This is a genomic window from Chimaeribacter coloradensis, assembly GCF_002858715.1.
Classification (GTDB): Bacteria; Pseudomonadota; Gammaproteobacteria; order Enterobacterales; family Enterobacteriaceae; genus Chimaeribacter; species Chimaeribacter coloradensis.
Window position 1 is genome coordinate 1 of record NZ_PJZH01000015.1, and the last position, 18,428, is coordinate 18,428.

14 protein-coding genes and 2 tRNA genes are annotated in these 18,428 nt (G+C 54.3%); 10 read left to right on the forward strand and 6 right to left on the reverse strand.

The window, feature by feature from the left end:
- Position 1: 1 nt before the first annotated feature.
- The 4 genes from CYR32_RS14215 to CYR32_RS14230 form a co-directional block, all read right to left on the reverse strand.
- Positions 2–86 (reverse strand) — tRNA-Tyr (locus tag CYR32_RS14215).
- Positions 87–189: 103 nt separating this feature from the next.
- A tRNA-Tyr gene (locus CYR32_RS14220) sits at positions 190–274 on the reverse strand.
- Between the two features lie 155 nt (positions 275–429).
- Positions 430–1,278 carry a formyltetrahydrofolate deformylase gene (gene purU / locus CYR32_RS14225; RefSeq protein ID WP_101825550.1) on the reverse strand — a complete coding sequence of 283 codons (849 nt, stop codon included), beginning with the start codon at positions 1,276–1,278 and terminating at the stop codon, positions 430–432.
- 63 nt (positions 1,279–1,341) lie between these two features.
- Positions 1,342–1,806 carry a YchJ family protein gene (locus tag CYR32_RS14230; RefSeq protein ID WP_101825552.1) on the reverse strand — a complete coding sequence of 155 codons (465 nt, stop codon included), beginning with the start codon at positions 1,804–1,806 and terminating at the stop codon, positions 1,342–1,344.
- Positions 1,807–2,185: 379 nt separating this feature from the next.
- On the opposite strand from CYR32_RS14230, the gene rssB reads away from it, so the two are divergent.
- The 4 genes from rssB (at position 2,186) to CYR32_RS14250 (ending at position 6,746) form a co-directional block, all read left to right on the forward strand.
- On the forward strand, positions 2,186–3,199 hold the full coding sequence (gene rssB, locus CYR32_RS14235; RefSeq protein ID WP_101825554.1) for a two-component system response regulator RssB: 1,014 nt from the start codon (positions 2,186–2,188) through the stop codon (positions 3,197–3,199).
- Positions 3,200–3,412: 213 nt separating this feature from the next.
- On the forward strand, positions 3,413–4,348 hold the full coding sequence (gene galU, locus CYR32_RS14240) for a UTP--glucose-1-phosphate uridylyltransferase GalU (RefSeq protein ID WP_101825556.1): 936 nt from the start codon (positions 3,413–3,415) through the stop codon (positions 4,346–4,348).
- Positions 4,349–4,388: 40 nt separating this feature from the next.
- Positions 4,389–5,732, forward strand: coding sequence for a UDP-glucose dehydrogenase family protein (locus tag CYR32_RS14245; protein WP_101825558.1), 1,344 nt, complete (start codon positions 4,389–4,391; stop codon positions 5,730–5,732).
- Between the two features lie 9 nt (positions 5,733–5,741).
- Positions 5,742–6,746, forward strand: coding sequence for an NAD-dependent epimerase (locus CYR32_RS14250; protein ID WP_101825560.1), 1,005 nt, complete (start codon positions 5,742–5,744; stop codon positions 6,744–6,746).
- Positions 6,747–6,907: 161 nt separating this feature from the next.
- Here the strand turns inward: CYR32_RS14250 and hns are convergent, their stop codons facing one another.
- On the reverse strand, positions 6,908–7,315 hold the full coding sequence (hns, locus tag CYR32_RS14255; protein ID WP_072930803.1) for a histone-like nucleoid-structuring protein H-NS: 408 nt from the start codon (positions 7,313–7,315) through the stop codon (positions 6,908–6,910).
- A gap of 476 nt (positions 7,316–7,791) precedes the next feature.
- On the opposite strand from hns, the gene CYR32_RS14260 reads away from it, so the two are divergent.
- Complete coding sequence (locus CYR32_RS14260; protein ID WP_101825562.1) at positions 7,792–8,388, forward strand: thymidine kinase; 597 nt, start codon at positions 7,792–7,794, stop codon at positions 8,386–8,388.
- Between the two features lie 98 nt (positions 8,389–8,486).
- Here the strand turns inward: CYR32_RS14260 and adhE are convergent, their stop codons facing one another.
- On the reverse strand, positions 8,487–11,168 hold the full coding sequence (adhE, locus tag CYR32_RS14265; RefSeq protein ID WP_101825564.1) for a bifunctional acetaldehyde-CoA/alcohol dehydrogenase: 2,682 nt from the start codon (positions 11,166–11,168) through the stop codon (positions 8,487–8,489).
- A 520-nt stretch (positions 11,169–11,688) separates the two neighbouring features.
- Between adhE and CYR32_RS14270 the strand changes: the two genes are divergently transcribed.
- The 5 genes from CYR32_RS14270 to oppC all read left to right on the forward strand — a co-directional run bounded on the left by CYR32_RS14270 (position 11,689) and on the right by oppC (position 18,418).
- Complete coding sequence (locus CYR32_RS14270; RefSeq protein ID WP_072930797.1) at positions 11,689–12,333, forward strand: YchE family NAAT transporter; 645 nt, start codon at positions 11,689–11,691, stop codon at positions 12,331–12,333.
- Between the two features lie 716 nt (positions 12,334–13,049).
- Positions 13,050–14,651, forward strand: a complete 1,602-nt coding sequence (locus tag CYR32_RS14275) for an ABC transporter substrate-binding protein (RefSeq protein ID WP_101825566.1) — start codon at positions 13,050–13,052, stop codon at positions 14,649–14,651.
- A 166-nt stretch (positions 14,652–14,817) separates the two neighbouring features.
- Positions 14,818–16,464, forward strand: a complete 1,647-nt coding sequence (gene oppA, locus CYR32_RS14280) for an oligopeptide ABC transporter substrate-binding protein OppA (protein ID WP_101825568.1) — start codon at positions 14,818–14,820, stop codon at positions 16,462–16,464.
- A 109-nt stretch (positions 16,465–16,573) separates the two neighbouring features.
- Positions 16,574–17,494: an oligopeptide ABC transporter permease OppB gene (oppB, locus tag CYR32_RS14285; protein ID WP_101825569.1), complete on the forward strand. Its 921-nt coding sequence runs from the start codon at positions 16,574–16,576 to the stop codon at positions 17,492–17,494.
- A gap of 15 nt (positions 17,495–17,509) precedes the next feature.
- Positions 17,510–18,418, forward strand: a complete 909-nt coding sequence (oppC, locus tag CYR32_RS14290) for an oligopeptide ABC transporter permease OppC (RefSeq protein ID WP_101825570.1) — start codon at positions 17,510–17,512, stop codon at positions 18,416–18,418.
- Positions 18,419–18,428: the final 10 nt, after the last annotated feature.

Sequence of the window (18,428 nt, forward strand, 5' to 3'; positions counted from 1 at the left end):
ATGGTGGTGGGGGAAGGATTCGAACCTTCGAAGTCTGTGACGGCAGATTTACAGTCTGCTCCCTTTGGCCGCTCGGGAACCCCACCACGAAATTCGTGGATTTGCGAATTGTAAGAAGGATTTCTCCTTCACTCAAAACCGCCTGGCTAATCGGCTGCTCTGAGGGTGATACCCTGCGGTATCGAAAAATGGTGGTGGGGGAAGGATTCGAACCTTCGAAGTCTGTGACGGCAGATTTACAGTCTGCTCCCTTTGGCCGCTCGGGAACCCCACCACTGGCCTTGCTTGCTTCCGCTGTCGCGGTAAGTGGGGCGCATCATATCAAATGCGTCCGCGCTGTAAAGCCTTGAAATGCAGAAAAGGATCTGTTTGCCGATTTTTTACCCCGGGCGGTGCATTCTTCACCTTTTTCACCGCCCGGCGCCCCTGTTACAGGATAACCGTGCGGTTGCCGTACACAAAGACCCGCTGCGCCAGTACCCGGTAGAGGGCGCGGCTCAGCACATTCTTCTCCACATCCCGCCCGGCGCGCATCATGTCATCCGCCGTGTAGGTGTGATCGACGTGAATCACGTCCTGCATGATGATCGGGCCTTCGTCCAGGTTGTCATTCACGTAGTGCGCCGTGGCACCGATGATCTTCACACCGCGCTCATACGCCTGATGGTAAGGGCGCGCGCCGATAAAGGCCGGCAGGAAAGAGTGGTGGATATTGATCACCTGATTCGGGTAATGCTGCACAAATTGCGGCGTCAGGACGCGCATATACTTCGCCAGCACCACGTAGTCGGGCTGGTATTCGTCAATCTGTGCAATCAGCTGGGCATCATGCTGCTCACGCGTCAGCCCCTCATGGCTCACCAGATGGAACGGGATGTCAAAACGCTCTACCAGCGTCTGCAGGGTGTCGTGGTTGCCAATGACTGCCGCGATTTCCACATCAAGGCCGCCGTACGCGCTCTTCATCAGCAGATCGCCCAGGCAGTGGGCCTCTTTGGTCACCAGCACCACAATCCGGCGGCGGCCGGCGGCCTGCAGCTCACGCACAGAACCGGCGGGCAGGGCGCTGTCCAGATCGGCCAGCAACGTGTTGTCGTTGAAGATGCCTTCCAGCTCGGTGCGCATAAAAAACCGCCCGGTGCGGTGGTCCACATATTCGTTGTTCTGCACGATATTCAGCTCATGCTTGTAACAAATATTGGTGATCTTGGCGATCAGGCCTTTGGCATCAGGGCAGATGGTGCGCAGAATCTTTCGTTGTACGTGCTGATGTTGCATCGGGGGTAATCCTGTAGGCGTTGCGATGGTGTGAGTGTTTTTCTGTTTCGGAATGTTCCGGAATTACTGCCCGCAACATTTCTTATATTTTTTCCCGGACCCGCACGGGCAGGCATCATTACGGCCGCTTTGCAGGTGGGTTCCGTCCCTATAGTACCAGCGTTCATTTATGCGAAGAAAGCGTGAACGTTCATGCAGCAGATGCGGCCGGGGATCGTCGCCTTCGCTGAAACGGGCCGCGAACTCAACAAACCCTTCATCCGGATGGGATCCCGGTGCCTCATCAAGGATACGCAGGCCCAGCCAGCGCGTGTGCGCGGCGCTCTCCGCCAGGCTCTCCCGCCACTGATCAGCCCGGCAGTCCGGGTGCCAGCTGGCCAGCAGGTAGGGCACATCGTTCATGACATAAGCAGTATAGCGCGAACGCATCAGGGCCACCGGCGTCGGGGCGACAGCATCGCCCGTGTGGTAAGGCCGGCAGCAGAGACGATAGGGCTCGCCTGTGCCGCAAGGGCAGGTTTCAGACACAATGACTCCTGATTTAACAATAGGTTTGGCGCACCGGCGCACTTGAATCACATAGGCGGACTATGTTACCTAACAATATCGCCGGCTGACAATGCAGCCTGCACGTTGCACGTGTGTTTCAGCTGCCCGCCGTCCGTCGGCGCAGGGGCAGGGGCGAGCGCAAGCGTTTACCTGTACGCCAACATTGGGTACGATCGCCGTTTCTGGCTGTTTAATGCGCCAGGCCGCAAAATAAGTTCGGTTCTAAAAAACTTTGTTTCGTGAAAAAAGTGAGTCGGCAGGCGGGTTTCTCACCAGTTTGGTGCACTAACCCTATTTTCAGACATGCGAAAAACCGCTTTTTAGGCCACTATTAAAGAGGAGTGAGCAAGGGGGCCAGATGGATAAACCGTTAACAAGCAAGCATATCCTGATCGTGGAGGACGAAGCCGTCTTTCGCTCGGTGCTTGTCGGCTACCTGAAAACGCTGGGCGCAACCACCAGCGAAGCGGAGAATGGCCTGGAAGCGTTATCAGCTGTAGAAGAGGTGTCACCCGATCTGATCCTGTGCGATCTGGCGATGCCTGAGATGGGCGGCATTGAGTTCGTCGAGAATCTCCGCCTGCAGGGAAATAAAATTCCGGTACTGGTGATTTCCGCAACCGACAACATGAGCGATGTGGCACAAGTTTTGCGGCTGGGCGTCGAAGACGTGCTGTTGAAACCGCTGACCGATCTTAACCGGCTGCGCGAGGCGCTGCTGGCATGTCTGTATCCTCACCTGTTTACCTCACAGGCGATGGAAGGGAATGACCTGATCCAGGACTGGTCAGCACTCTGCCAGGACCCGGCACAGGCGGCCAAACTGCTGAAACAGCTTCAGCCGCCGGTGCAGCAGGTGCTGGCACACTGCCGTATTAATTACCGGCAGCTCACCATGGCGGAACACCCGGGGCTGGTGCTGGATGTGGCTGCCTTATCACCAAACGATCTGGCATTTTATTGCCTGGATGTGACGCGCGCAGGTGAAAATGGCGTATTAGCGGCGCTGCTGTTGCGGGCGATATTCAATGGGCTATTACGTGACCATTTAACCAATCAGCGCCAGCGTTTGCCGCAGATGTCCACTATTTTAAAGCAGGTTAACCAGTTATTAAAACAGGCCCATCTGGAGGGGCAATTCCCGCTGCTGTTGGGTTATTACCATGCTGAGTATAAGAATTTAATATTGGTCTCAGCAGGTTTACATGCCACAGTCAACACCGGTGAAAATCAGATCCAGCTCAGTAATGGGGTACCGCTCGGGACGCTGGGGGCCACCTATTCGAACCAGATTTCACAGCGTTGCGCAGCCTGGCAGTGCCAGGTGTGGGGCGCCGGTGGGCGGCTGCGTTTAATGTTGTCCTCAGATTAATCTGTAAAAAAGGAAGCGCTGCTTCCTTTTTATATTCCCTCTTTAACCTACTTCAATATATTGCAGACAAAGGCGGTTAGGTAATTATCTTAATTTTTCTCAAACCCCGATATGAAATAAGCGCGGCAGAATGAAGGTGGTATACTCGAAAGCGCTAATTTAGGGTAAACCCGCTAATGTTCATTAAATGAACGGGCAAGAGAGAGATAGTCAATGTCTGCACCAAATAGAAAAGTAAAAAAGGCTGTGATTCCTGTCGCGGGGCTTGGGACGCGTATGCTGCCTGCGACAAAGGCCATTCCTAAAGAGATGTTGCCGCTGGTGGACAAGCCACTGATTCAATACGTGGTCAACGAATGCATCGCCGCAGGCATCCAGGAGATCATCCTGGTGACCCACTCCTCTAAAAACTCCATCGAAAACCACTTCGATACCAGTTTCGAACTGGAAGCCATGCTGGAAAAACGCGTCAAGCGCCAGCTGCTCGAAGAAGTGCAGGCGATCTGCCCGAAACATGTCACCATCATGCAGGTGCGTCAGGGTGAGGCCAAAGGCCTCGGCCATGCGATCCTCTGCGCTCAGCCGCTGGTAGGGGATGAGCCGGTCGCCGTGGTGCTGCCGGATGTGATCCTGGATGAGTATTCCGCTGACCTGACCAAAGAAAACCTCGCTGAGATGATGGCCCGTTTCGAGCAGAGCGGCCACAGCCAGATCCTGGTGGAGCCGGTGCCGGAGAGCGACGTCTCCAATTATGGCGTGGCAGATTGCCAGGGCCGTGAACTGGCCGCGGGTGAAGGCGCCCCGATGGTCGGCATGGTGGAAAAACCGGCCGCGGGTACCGCGCCGTCTAATTTGGCGGTGGTTGGCCGTTACGTGCTCTCTGCGGAGATCTGGCCGCTGCTGGCGAAAACGGAGCCGGGTGCCGGTGACGAGATCCAGCTGACGGATGCCATCGCCATGCTGATGGATAACGAAACCGTTGAGGCGTATCACCTGCAGGGCGTCAGCCATGACTGCGGCAACAAAATGGGCTATATGCAGGCCTTTGTTGAGTATGGTATGCGCCATCCGGGGCTGGGCAACGCATTCAGTGACTGGGTAGCCGGTTTCGTCAAGCAACAGGACGAACGCACTGCCGGGCACGCGTAACACACTTTTTCTTTTCAATTTTAAAAACTAGGATTTTCCAATGAAAGTAACAGTTTTTGGTATTGGTTATGTCGGTTTGGTGCAAGCTGCCGTCCTAGCTGAAGTTGGCCATGATGTACTCTGTGTGGATGTGGATGAGCGCAAGGTCGAGAACCTGAAAAAAGGCATCATCCCGATTTATGAACCGGGCCTGACCCCGCTGGTCCAGCAAAACTACGAAGCCGGCCGCCTCCAGTTCACCACCAACGCCGAGCAGGGCGTGGCGCACGGTGTAATGCAGTTCATTGCCGTGGGCACCCCGCCGGATGAAGATGGCTCCGCTGACCTGAAATATGTCACCGCCGTGGCGCGCACCATCGCCCAGCACATGACCGATCGCAAAGTGGTGATCGACAAATCAACGGTGCCGGTTGGTACGGCTGACAAAGTGCGCGCCGTGATGGCCGACACCCTGAAACAGCGCGGCGCAGAGATCGCCTTCGATGTGGTCTCCAACCCGGAGTTCCTGAAAGAGGGGGCCGCGGTCGCTGACTGTATGCGCCCTGAGCGTATCGTTATCGGTACCGATAACCCGGCGGCCATTGAGCCGATCCGCGAGCTTTATGAGCCGTTCAACCGCAACCACGACCGCATGATCCTGATGGATGTGCGCAGTGCTGAGCTGACCAAGTACGCCGCTAACTGTATGCTGGCGACCAAAATCAGCTTTATGAATGAAATCGCTAACCTGGCAGAAATTCTGGGTGCGGATATTGAAAAAGTGCGCCAGGGGATCGGTTCTGACTCCCGTATCGGCTACCACTTTATCTACCCGGGCTGCGGTTACGGTGGTTCCTGCTTCCCGAAAGATGTGCAGGCGCTGATCCGTACCTCTGAGCAGATTGGCTACCAGCCGAAACTGCTGCAGGCGGTAGAGCACGTGAACTACCAGCAGAAATATAAGCTGACCCAGTTCATCAAACGTGAGTTCGGCGACAACCTGAAAGGCAAAACCTTCGCACTGTGGGGCCTCTCCTTCAAGCCAAACACCGACGATATGCGTGAAGCGTCCAGCCGTGTGCTGATGGAAACCCTGTGGGAAGCAGGTGCCCAGGTTCAGGCCTTTGACCCGGAAGCGATGGATGAAACCCAGCGCATTTATGGTCACCGTGACTCCCTGAAACTGATGGGGACCAAAGAAGCTGCTTTGCAAGGCGCTGATGCACTGGTAATTTGTACCGAATGGCAGAACTTCCGCGCGCCGGACTTTGATGTGATCAAGGCGTCGCTGAAGCAGCCGGTCATCTTCGATGGCCGTAACCTTTTCGATCCGGAGCGTCTGGCCAAACGTGGTTTCACGTACTATGCCATCGGCCGCGGCGCATCGGTGCAAGTGCACGATTAAGAGGTAGGTATGAATTTTCTGGTAACAGGCGCGGCCGGTTTTATTGGTTATCATGTCACTGAACGTCTGCTGGCTGCCGGCCATCAGGTGGTTGGGATCGATAACCTGAATGACTATTACGATGTCAATCTTAAGCTGGCGCGCCTGGCCAGGCTGGAACAGCCGGGTTTCACCTTCATCAAGCTGGACCTGGCTGACCGCGAAGGCATGGCGGCGCTGTTTGCCGCGCACTCGTTCCAGCGGGTCATCCATCTGGGGGCGCAGGCTGGGGTGCGGTATTCGCTGGAGAATCCGCTGGCGTATGCAGATGCCAACCTGATTGGTCACCTGAATGTGTTGGAAGGGTGCCGGCATAATAAGGTGGAGCATCTGCTCTACGCCTCCTCCAGCTCAGTCTACGGCCTGAACCAGAAAATGCCTTTCTCTACCGAAGACTCGGTCGATCACCCGGTGTCTCTGTATGCGGCGACCAAGAAAGCGAATGAGCTGATGTCACATACTTATTCGCATCTCTATAACCTGCCGACCACCGGGCTGCGCTTCTTTACCGTGTATGGCCCCTGGGGCCGCCCGGATATGGCGCTGTTTAAGTTTACCCGGGCGATGCTGGCCGGCGAGGCGATTGACGTTTATAACCGGGGTGAGATGCGCCGTGATTTCACCTACATCGATGATATTGCGGAAGCGATTCTCCGGTTACAGGCGGTTATTCCGCACGCTGACAGCACCTGGACAGTAGAGCAGGGCTCTGCCGCTACCAGTTCAGCCCCTTACCGGGTTTACAATATCGGCAATAGCCAGCCGGTGAAGCTGATGGCTTATATTGAGGCGCTGGAAACCGCGCTGGGGATTGAAGCGAAAAAGAACCTGCTGCCGATGCAGCCGGGGGATGTGCTTGAAACCAGTGCGGATACCCAGGCCCTCTACGACGCGATCGGCTTTAAGCCAGAAACCAGCGTGACGCAGGGTATTCAACGCTTTGTTGACTGGTATCGTGATTTTTACCAGCAATAAACCGGCGGGTGTGTAAAAAGGGATGCTTCGGCATCCTTTTTTTATTGAAGTCGCTCTATTGTTTTATTTTTGTGTTTGGAATGTAAAAGAAATGTATATAAAAATACTCCCCGTCGGGAGTATTGTTTTAGGCAGGTGAAATAGAATACCAGCGGACAAAATTACAGCAGAAAATCGTCCAGCGATTTACCTTCTTCATCAATAGCCTTTTTGATCACCGCAGGAGTGCGGCCCTGGCCAGTCCAGGTACGGGTTTCACCGTTTTCATCCTGATACTGGTATTTAGCCGGGCGTGCAGCACGCTTGGCTTTACCGGCAGGCTTGGCGGCAGCCAGCGTCTGCATTAACTCGTTTGGATCGATACCGTCAGCAATTAACATCTCACGGTATTGTTGCAGTTTGCGGGTACGTTCTTCTGTTTCCGCAGCCACGTGTTGTTCTTCTTCCCGGCGTTCGTTAACAACAACATCCAGCTTTTCCAGCATCTCTTCAAGCGTTTCAAGAGAACACTCTCTTGCCTGCGCCCGCAGCGTGCGGATGTTGTTCAGAATTTTCAAAGCTTCGCTCATTGTCCTACTCTCTAATTATCTTATGGGGTATTCGCGGTAATAATAGAGCTCAGGTTTAAATTCTGCAACAGCCAATATGCAGTGACTCAGGCACTTATTGTATAAACCGATTCTTTTTTCAATCATAAATAGCCTATAAACATAAGGGAGATAAAAAAGGCAGCAGATAAATAGGGCACTGACAGGTATTTGAATTCATTGCGTCAACGCGACTTTTTGATTATGAAAACCTGTTTTATTATTACCCTTTTCCTGCGCCGGCCGTTAATATCGCTATTTTGTAAGAAAATCGTAAGCAACAAGGTGGGGAAGCGATCAGAATGCTGGCTTCTTATTCACTTTATTGCACCCGCTTAAATTAATCAGCCTGCGCCTCGGCGTACCTCGCCGGGCGCGGAAACCGGCAGAAGATCTGCCTGAAGTGCTATGTTACACTCCCCGCAAATTTGATTTGGTGTGATAAGGAGCACTGGGCAATGGCTCAACTCTATTTTTATTATTCCGCGATGAACGCCGGAAAATCGACTGCGCTGCTGCAATCCTCCTATAACTACCAGGAGCGGGGTATGCGCACCCTAGTGTTTACTGCTGAAATTGATCGGCGTTTTGGGGTAGGCAAAGTCAGCTCCCGTATTGGGCTTTCCTCACAGGCCCAGCTCTATAATGCGGAAACAGATTTACAGGCGATGATTACCCAGGAGCACGTTCAGCAGCCGGTGCATTGTGTTTTATTGGACGAGAGCCAGTTTCTGACAAAAAGTCAGGTAAGCCAGTTATGCGACGTCGTCGACCAATTGGATATTCCGGTATTGTGTTATGGGCTCAGAACGGATTTTCTGGGTGAACTCTTTATCGGCAGCCAATATCTGTTGGCCTGGGCGGATAAACTGGTAGAGCTAAAGACCATTTGCCATTGTGGCCGTAAAGCTAACCGTGTACTGCGCCTCGATCAGGATGGTCGCCCGCTGCATGCAGGAGAGCAGGTCGTGATTGGGGGCAATGAACGTTATGTGTCGGTTTGCCGCAAACATTACCGGGATGCGCTGGCCGGCACCGGTCAGGACGCAGAATAAGCCTCTTCATTGTCTTCCCAATAAAAAACCCGCCGTTAAGGCGGGTTTTGCATTTGCCATATTGCGTGCCTGGTTAAAGGCAGCACAAGAGGGCAGGTTTATTTTTTCGCTTTTTTATCGGCTTTACCTGACTCAGTGACAGTAACCGCTTCCACAGCCGGTGCCTTCTCTTCTTCAGTGAATTTACGGCCGTAGTAGGTGTCCAGCAGAATCTGTTTCAGCTCAGCGATCAGTGGGTAGCGAGGGTTAGCCCCGGTACACTGGTCATCAAAGGCATCTTCAGAGAGCTTGTCCACTTTTGCCAGGAAGTCAGCTTCCTGCACGCCCGCTTCACGGATGGAGGTCGGAATACCGAGCTCGGTTTTAAGTTCATCCAGCCAGTTGAGCAGTTTTTCAATTTTCTGGGCAGTACGGTCGCCAGGAGCGCTCAGGCCAAGGTGATCGGCAATTTCAGCGTAACGACGGCGTGCCTGTGGGCGGTCATACTGGCTGAAGGCCGTTTGCTTGGTCGGGTTGTCGTTAGCGTTATAACGGATAACGTTAGCGATCAACATGGCGTTCGCCAGGCCGTGTGGGATATGGAACTCTGAACCCAGTTTGTGGGCGATAGAGTGGCAGACCCCCAGGAAGGCGTTGGCAAATGCGATGCCGGCGATGGTCGCGGCATTATGCACACGCTCACGGGCAACCGGGTTTTTCGCGCCGTCACGATAGCTTTGCGGCAGATTCTCTTTCAGCAGTTTCAGCGCTTGCAGCGCCTGGCCGTCAGAGTATTCGTTCGCCAGCACAGAGACGTAGGCTTCCAGCGCATGGGTAACCGCGTCCAGACCACCAAAGGCACACAGCGATTTCGGCATGTTCATGACCAGGTTGGCATCAACAATCGCCATGTCCGGCGTCAGCGCATAGTCAGCCAGAGGGTATTTCTGGCCGGTGGCGTCATCGGTCACGACCGCAAACGGCGTAACTTCTGAACCGGTACCGGACGTGGTGGTGATGGCGATCATTTTTGCTTTCACGCCCATTTTTGGGAATTTGTAGATGCGTTTACGGATATCCATAAAGCGCAGCGCCAGCTCCTCGAAATGGGTTTCCGGGTGCTCATACATTACCCACATAATTTTGGCGGCATCCATCGGGGAGCCGCCGCCCAGGGCGATGATGACATCCGGTTTGAAGGAGTTCATCAGCTCAGCCCCTTTACGCACAATGCTCAGGGTCGGGTCAGCTTCAACTTCAAAGAAGACTTCGGTTTCAATCCCGTGGGATTTCAGCACGCTGGTCACCTGATCGGCATACCCGTTGTTGAACAGGAAACGGTCAGTCACGATGAAGGCACGTTTAGCCCCGTCTGTTGCCACTTCTTCCAGCGCAATCGGCAGGGAGCCGCGGCGGAAATAGATAGATTTCGGAAGTTTATGCCACAACATGTTTTCTGCTCGTTTCGCGACGGTTTTCTTGTTGATCAGGTGTTTCGGCCCTACGTTCTCAGAGATGGAGTTACCGCCCCAGGAGCCGCAGCCCAGCGTCAGGGACGGGGCGAGCTTGAAGTTATACAGGTCACCGATACCGCCCTGTGAGGCCGGGGTGTTAATCAGAATACGGGCCGTTTTCATCTTGTCGCCAAAGTAATTGACGCGCTCCGGCTGGTTATCCTGGTCAGTGTAGAGGCAGGAGGTGTGGCCGATACCGCCCATCGCCACCAGTTTTTCCGCTTTGCTGACGGCATCCCGGAAGTCTGTGGCGCGGTACATGGCCAGCGTCGGTGAGAGTTTTTCATGCGCGAAAGGCTCAGACTCATCCACCATCGCGACTTCGCCAATCAATACTTTCGTGGACGCCGGTACCCGGATGCCCGCCATCTCAGCAATTTTAGAGGCTGGCTGGCCCACGATGGCGGCATTCAGGCCACCGTTTTTCAGAATAATATCCTGAACGGCTTTCAGTTCCTGGCCGCGCAGCAGGTAGCCGCCATGGCTGGCAAAACGTTCGCGGACGGCATCATAGACCGCATCGACAACAATCACAGACTGTTCAGAGGCGCAGATAACCCCGTTATCGAAGGTTTTGGACATCAGGATAGAGGCCACGACACGTTTGATGTCAGCGGTTTCATCCACCACCACCGGCGTGTTCCCGGCGCCCACACCGATAGCGGGTTTACCGGAGCTGTAGGCCGCTTTCACCATGCCCGGGCCGCCGGTCGCCAGAATCAGGTTCAGGTCCGGGTGGTGCATCAGCTGATTGGAAAGCTCAACAGAAGGCTCATCAATCCAGCCGATGATGTCTTTCGGTGCCCCGGCAGCAATGGCAGCCTGCAGCACAATATCAGCGGCCTTGTTGGTGGCATTTTTGGCGCGTGGGTGCGGGGAGAAGATGATGCCGTTACGGGTTTTCAGGCTGATGAGTGCTTTGAAAATGGCCGTTGAGGTCGGGTTGGTGGTGGGCACGATGCCGCAAATCAGGCCGATGGGTTCTGCAATGGTGATAGTCCCGAAGGTATCATCTTCTGACAGCACCCCACAGGTTTTTTCATCCTTGTAGGCGTTATAGATATATTCAGAAGCAAAGTGGTTTTTAATGACTTTATCTTCCACAATACCCATACCGGACTCCGCCACGGCCATTTTTGCCAGGGGAATACGGGCGTCGGCGGCAGCCAGGGCAGCGGCCCGGAAAATTTTGTCGACTTGCTCCTGAGTAAAGTTAGCATACTCACGCTGGGCTTCTTTGACACGGGCAACAAGCGCGTTCAGTTCAGCAACATTCGTTACAGCCATAATGCTCTCCTGATAAGGTTAAACTCTTTTAGTAAATGAGCTGTCATCGCACCAAGTATAGTTCTGACGAACTCCTCCGGTTTGGGGGTGGCCCGGCTCCCTGGGCAGAGTGCAATATCGCTTATTTACTGAAAGAGCTTGCCGGTGTGCGGCTCGGCGGCGTTTAAGGAGAAAGCGGCCGCTTATGATGATGTTGGATGGGATCTCGTGGTTTCTTAATATGAAGTGATCTTACTCCTCTTGAAGTGGCGTTATTTGATCTGGATCAAGAAAACCCCAAGCTGACACCATTCAGCATAGGATGAAATGAGAAACAGTCGCATAGATAAGGAAAGTTTTTTATTTTGGCGAAAAAGCAAAGGATTGAGAAAAAGAGAAGAGAGAAGGGTAGCGTTTTATTTCTTTACCTCTTCAAATATCGCTATTAAATGCTGAGGATGCCGATGGATTATGTCGGCTAATTCCATTACATTAGCGGCCTTCAAAATGTCACTCTTATGGCCTGTTGACGGAGTTCTGCGTGAGCCAGACACTACTGGATTTGTCGGGATATATTAAATTTTTTGTCGGACTTTTTGCGCTGGTCAACCCGATTGGGATCCTGCCGGTGTTTATCAGTATGACCAGCTACCAGGCCGCCGCCGGCAGGAATAAAACCAACCTGACGGCCAATCTGTCAGTGGCCATTATCCTGTGTACATCGCTGTTTCTGGGGGATGCCATTCTGCATCTTTTCGGTATCTCCATTGACTCGTTCAGGATTGCCGGCGGCATTCTGGTGGTGACTATTGCCATGTCGATGATCAGCGGTAAGTTAGGGGAAGATAAGCAAAATAAGCAGGAGAAGTCGGAGTCAGCCATCCGGGAAAGTGTGGGTGTGGTGCCGCTGGCATTGCCGCTGATGGCAGGCCCGGGGGCAATCAGTTCGACAATCGTGTGGAGCTCCCGTTATCACAGCTGGCAAAACCTGCTTGGGCTGACGCTGGCGATCGCCTTTTTCTCTTTCTGCTGCTGGCTCTTGTTCCGCGCCGCGCCGCTGGTGGTCAGGTTGCTGGGGCAGACAGGTATTAACGTGGTCACCCGTATTATGGGGCTGTTATTGATGGCGCTGGGTATCGAGTTTATTGTTACCGGTATCAAAACTATTTTCCCCGGCTTACTGTAAATTTATTTTTTCTCTATCACTTCGCTTTGTTTCCTTTTCCGGCCTGTAGCGGCTCTTCTCTCAGGCCGGACGGCAATAACGCTGTCACCTTTCCTGCCAGTTAACAGTGCAAAATATGCTGGGTAAAACAGCAATTGCACCAAAATGTTGCATTAAAACCCCGTAAATGAACGAATAGGGTTCAACCCATTATTTCTCTCACTTTTCTTAAACTTACTGCGGTAAAAAACCGGGGCGTTGTTCTCCTTGATGTTAATTTAGTCACATCATTCAGGGGGGCTTGTGAAGCATCATACGAGATGATATTAGTGTTTAATCAGGCCCGGACAGCGATTTATCCTTTACGCCAAAAGGATGTTAATGCATTGTTTTAGATTGTTGGGATACCACAGGTATCTGCGTCATAACATAGCGTTTTACAATGCTTAACCTGCTGTTTTTCATTGGATTAATGCGAAAAGATGCCGTGTTTTTTTCCGCTCTTTCCCGATGCGCCTGCCAACAAAAGAGAAATACTTAACATTTCTGTAAAATATATTGGCACAACATTTTAGCTTCTGATAATTTTTCGAACCCACCCTGCGTATGTGCCCTGAGGCCATAAAAACAGGCAGGCCTGAAATTTGCTGAGTAATACGTCTTATGTAATGACATTTAACCCGAGGGAGGAGAGTGTGGCAGTGACAGCAATATTGAATAAACCTGCTCGCGCGGCGATGTTGGCTGCCCTGACAGGCGTTTTGCCCGCCCCTGTGCTGTTTGCTGCACAAATACCTGCGTCAGTCACCCTGGCCAAACAGCAGACGATTGTGATTAATAACGGCTCAGAAGTCTCCTCGCTGGATCCGCAAAAAGTCGAAGGCGTACCCGAATCAAATATTATTCTTAACCTTCTGGAAGGGCTGGTCGAGACCGACTCCAACGGCAAACTGGTACCCGGTGTCGCAGAAGCGTGGGAAAACAGCGGTTATAAAGTCTGGACTTTCCATCTGCGTCAAAACAGCCGCTGGAGTGACGGCAGCCCGGTCACCGCCCAGGACTTTGTGTACAGCTGGCGGCGCCTGGTTGACCCGAAAACCGCGTCGCCCTACGGCAGTTATCTGCAATTCGGTAAAGTCGAGAATATTGACGCTATTCTGGCCGGTAAAAAGACGCCGGATGCACTCGGTATCAACGCCCTGGATGATCACACTTTGCAGATCACCCTGAGCGCGCCGGTGCCCTATTTTGCCTCCCTGCTGGCCAATACCGCCCTGAAGCCGGTAAAACAGTCGGTGGTGGAGAAGTTCGGCGAGCGCTGGACCCAGCCGGAAAACTATGTCGGCAACGGGGCGTTCCGCCTGAAAAAATGGGTAGTGAATGAGCGTATCGAACTTGAACGCAGCCCAACCTACTGGAACAACGCCAACACGGTCATTGAGCAGGCGACCTTCCTGCCGATTTCTTCAGAGGTCAGTGATGTTAACCGCTACCGCAGCGGTGATACAGACATCACCAACAGCGCCATTCCGCCGACGCTGTTCCCGATGGTGAAAAAGGAGCTGACCACACAACTGCACGTCAGCCCGTTGCTGTGTACGTTTTACTATGAGCTGAATAACCGCCGCCCGCCGTTGAATGATGTGCGCGTCCGTACCGCACTGAAAATGGGGCTGGACCGGCAGATCATCACAGAAAAAATCATGGGGCAGGGGCAGATCCCGGCCTACGGCCTGACGCCGCCCTATACCGCCGGTGCCGGGTTTACCGCGCCCGCCTGGGCCGGCTGGAGCCAGCAGCAGCGCAACGCCGAAGGGCGCAAATTGCTGGCGGAGGCGGGCTACGACGCCCAGCACCCGCTGAACTTGGCGTTGCTCTATAACACGTCCGATCAGAACAAACAGCAGGCGATCGCTGCTGCCTCTATGTGGACCAAAAACCTCGGCGCGCAGGTCACCCTGCAGAACCAGGAGTGGAAAACCATGCTGGAGACCCGGCGTCAGGGGAACTATGACATCGCCCGGGCGACCTGGTGCGCGGACTACAACGAGCCGTCAAGCTTCCTCACCCTGGCGCTCTCGGGCAGCAGCAACAACACCATGTTTTATCAAAGCGCCGCGTTCGATCGCCTGATGGCCGCGTCGCTGACCGCCCCGGATGATGCCGCCCGTCACGATCTGTACCAGCAGGCGGAAAACCAGCTGGACAGTGATTCCGCGCTGATCCCGGTCTACTACCGCGTCAGCGCCCGGCTGGTCAAACCCACGGTGGGCGGCTTTACCGGCAAAGACCCACAGGATCTCACCGATCTGAAAAATTACTACCGGACCACGCCCTGAGCGCGGCCACACAATAAAAATCAGGGGTAGTGCCCATTGAGGGCAGTACAAAGTGAGCCACTGCGGGGCGGCCTTCGTTCCGGCCAGCCTGCAGTCACTCTCCGTTCGCGGAGTACGCCTGCCGCCTAACGGCAGGTTCATAATAAAAAGTGGAGTTAAAAAGAGCATGACCAACATCACAAAGAAAACCGTTCTGGCTGCCGCGGTGATGGCAGCCACCAGCATGATGAGCGTGAGCAGCGCCTTTGCCGCAGAGGTGCCGGCAGGCGTTCAGCTGGCGGACAAGCAGGAGCTGGTGCGTAACAATGGTTCGGAAGTGCAATCCCTGGACCCGCACAAAGTGGAAGGGGTGCCGGAGTCCAACGTTATCCGCGACTTGCTGGAAGGGGTAGTGAACACCTCCGTCAAAGACGGCAGCGTGACGCCGGGCGTGGCAGAGAGCTGGGACAATAAAGACTTCAAAGTCTGGACATTCCATCTGCGCAAAGACGCGAAATGGTCAAACGGCGATCCGGTCACCGCAGACGATTTCGTGTTCAGCTGGCAGCGCCTGGCCGACCCGAAAACCGCGTCGCCGTATGAGAGCTACCTGCAATATGGCCATATCGCCAATATCGATGACATCATCTCCGGCAAAAAAAGCCCGGATACCCTGGGCGTGAAAGCGCTGGATGCGCACACCCTGGAAGTCACCCTGACCGAGCCGGTGCCTTACTTTGTTAAAATGCTCTCCCACACGGCGATGAAGCCGGTGAACAAAAAGGTCGTTGAGAAGTTTGGCGACAAGTGGACGCAGCCGGAAAACTACGTCAGCAACGGCGCTTATAAGCTGAAAAACTGGACGGTCAACGAACGCATCGTGCTGGAGCGCAACCCGCAATACTGGGATAACGCCCACACCGTAATCAACCAGGTCACCTACCTGCCGATCTCCTCTGAAGTCACGGACGTCAATCGCTACCGCAGCGGTGAAATCGACATGACTTATAACAACATGCCGATTGAGCTGTTCCAGAAGCTGAAGAAAGAGATCCCAACTGAAGTGCATGTTGACCCGTACCTCTGCACCTACTATTACGAAATCAACAACCAGAAAGCGCCGTTCAATGACGTGCGTGTGCGTACCGCGCTGAAACTGGGCCTGGATCGCGACATCATCGTCAATAAGGTGAAAAACCAAGGCGATCTGCCGGCTTACGGCTTTACCCCGCCGTACACCGACGGCACCGAAGGCAAGCTGACCAAGCCGGAGTGGTTCACCTGGACGCAGGAAAAACGCAACGAAGAGGCGAAAAAACTGCTGGCGGAAGCGGGTTATGGCCCGGGCAAGCCGCTGAGCTTTGACCTGCTCTACAACACCTCTGACCTGCACAAAAAACTGGCGATTGCCGCCGCGTCCATCTGGAAGAAAAACCTGGGCGTTAATGTGAAGCTGGAGAACCAGGAGTGGAAAACCTTCCTGGATACCCGCCACCAGGGCAATTTTGATGTGGCGCGCGCCGGCTGGTGTTCTGACTATAACGAGCCGACGTCATTCCTGAACATGTTGCTCTCCGACAGCAGCAACAATACCGCCCACTATAAAGGTGAGGAGTTTGACAAGCTGATCGCCCAGACCGTGACAGTGAAAACCGACGGCGAACGCGCTGACCTTTACCAGAAAGCCGAAGCGCAGCTGGATAAAGACTCGGTGCTTGTCCCGGTCTATTACTACGTCAATGCGCGTCTGGTGAAACCGTATATCGGTGGTTATACCGGTAAAGACCCGCAGGACAACGTCTACGTTAAAGACCTCTACATTATTAAACACTAAGTAAAACCCGGTGTTAACGGGCAGGCGCTGCGCCTGCCCGCTGATAATAATGAAGAGAGTGAGCTGTCGTTATAAAGCCGTGATTGCGGCTTAAAAACAGGTATGGGCAATGTTAAAGTTTATTTTCCGTCGCTGTCTGGAAGCGATTCCGACACTCTTTATCCTGATCACCATCTCGTTCTTTATGATGCGTCTTGCGCCGGGCAGCCCGTTTACCGGTGAGCGCAATCTGCCGCCTGAGGTGATGGCCAACATTGAGGCGAAATATCACCTCAATGACCCGATGTATAAGCAATACTTCAACTATCTGGAGCAGCTGGCCAAAGGTGATTTCGGCCCCTCCTTCAAATACAAAGACTATACCGTCAACGATCTGGTTGCGGCCTCCTTCCCGGTCTCTGCCAAGCTGGGGCTGGCGGCGTTCGTGCTGGCGGTGGTGCTGGGGGTTGCCGCCGGGGTCATTGCCGCGCTGAACCAGAACACCCGCTGGGACTATACCGTCATGGGGTTCGCGATGACCGGGGTGGTGATACCGAGCTTCGTGGTCGCGCCGTTGCTGGTGCTGATCTTCTCCATCACCCTGAAGTGGCTGCCGGGCGGTGGCTGGAACGGCGGGGCACCTAAATTTATCATCCTGCCGATGGTGGCGCTGTCGTTGGCCTATATCGCCAGTATCGCGCGTATTACCCGCGGGTCGATGATCGAGGTGCTGCACTCCAACTTTATCCGTACTGCCCGCGCCAAAGGGCTGCCGCTGCGCCGCATTATCCTGCGCCATGCGCTGAAGCCGGCGCTGCTGCCGGTGATGTCCTACATGGGCCCGGCGTTTGTCGGCATCATCACCGGGTCAATGGTGATTGAAACCATCTATGGCCTGCCGGGCATCGGCCAGCTGTTTGTGAACGGCGCCCTGAACCGCGACTATTCGCTGGTGCTGAGCCTGACCATTCTGGTCGGCGGGCTGACGATTCTGTTCAATGCGATTGTTGACGTGCTCTATGCCGTTATCGATCCGAAAATCCGTTATTAACGCTGGAGCACGCTCATGATTGTCAGTAAGAAAAACAGCGAAGCTCTGGAAAGTTTCACTGAAAAACTGGAAGTGGAAGGGCGCAGCCTGTGGCAGGATGCCCGCCGTCGTTTTATGCATAACCGCGCCGCGGTCACCAGCCTGGTGGTGCTCTGCCTGATTGCGCTGTTCGTGGCGCTGGCACCGCTGCTTGCCGCCTTTACCTATGATGATACCGACTGGAATATGATGTCCGCCGCGCCCGATATGGCCTCCGGCCACTATTTCGGTACCGACTCCTCCGGGCGTGACCTGCTGGTGCGCGTGGCGATCGGCGGCCGCATCTCCCTGATGGTCGGGGTGGCGGCAGCGCTGGTGGCAGTGGTTGTCGGCACGCTTTATGGTTCGCTCTCGGGTTACCTCGGCGGCAAAACCGACTCGGTGATGATGCGCCTGCTGGAGATCCTCAACTCCTTCCCGTTCATGTTTTTCGTCATCCTGCTGGTGACCTTCTTTGGTCAGAACATTTTGCTGATCTTTGTGGCGATCGGCATGGTGTCGTGGCTGGACATGGCGCGTATCGTGCGCGGCCAGACCCTGAGCCTGAAACGTAAAGAGTTTATTGAGGCCGCGCTGGTCGGCGGCGTCTCTACCCGCAACATCGTGCTGCGCCATATTGTGCCGAACGTGCTGGGCGTGGTGGTGGTGTACGCCTCACTGCTGGTGCCGAGCATGATCCTGTTTGAGTCCTTCCTGAGTTTCCTGGGGCTGGGCACGCAGGAGCCGCTGAGCAGCTGGGGTGCACTGTTAAGTGACGGCGCCAACTCGATGGAAGTTTCACCCTGGTTGCTGCTGTTCCCGGCAGGTTTCCTGGTTGTCACTCTGTTTTGTTTTAACTTTATCGGCGATGGCCTGCGTGATGCCCTCGACCCGAAAGATCGTTAAGGAGTGCAAC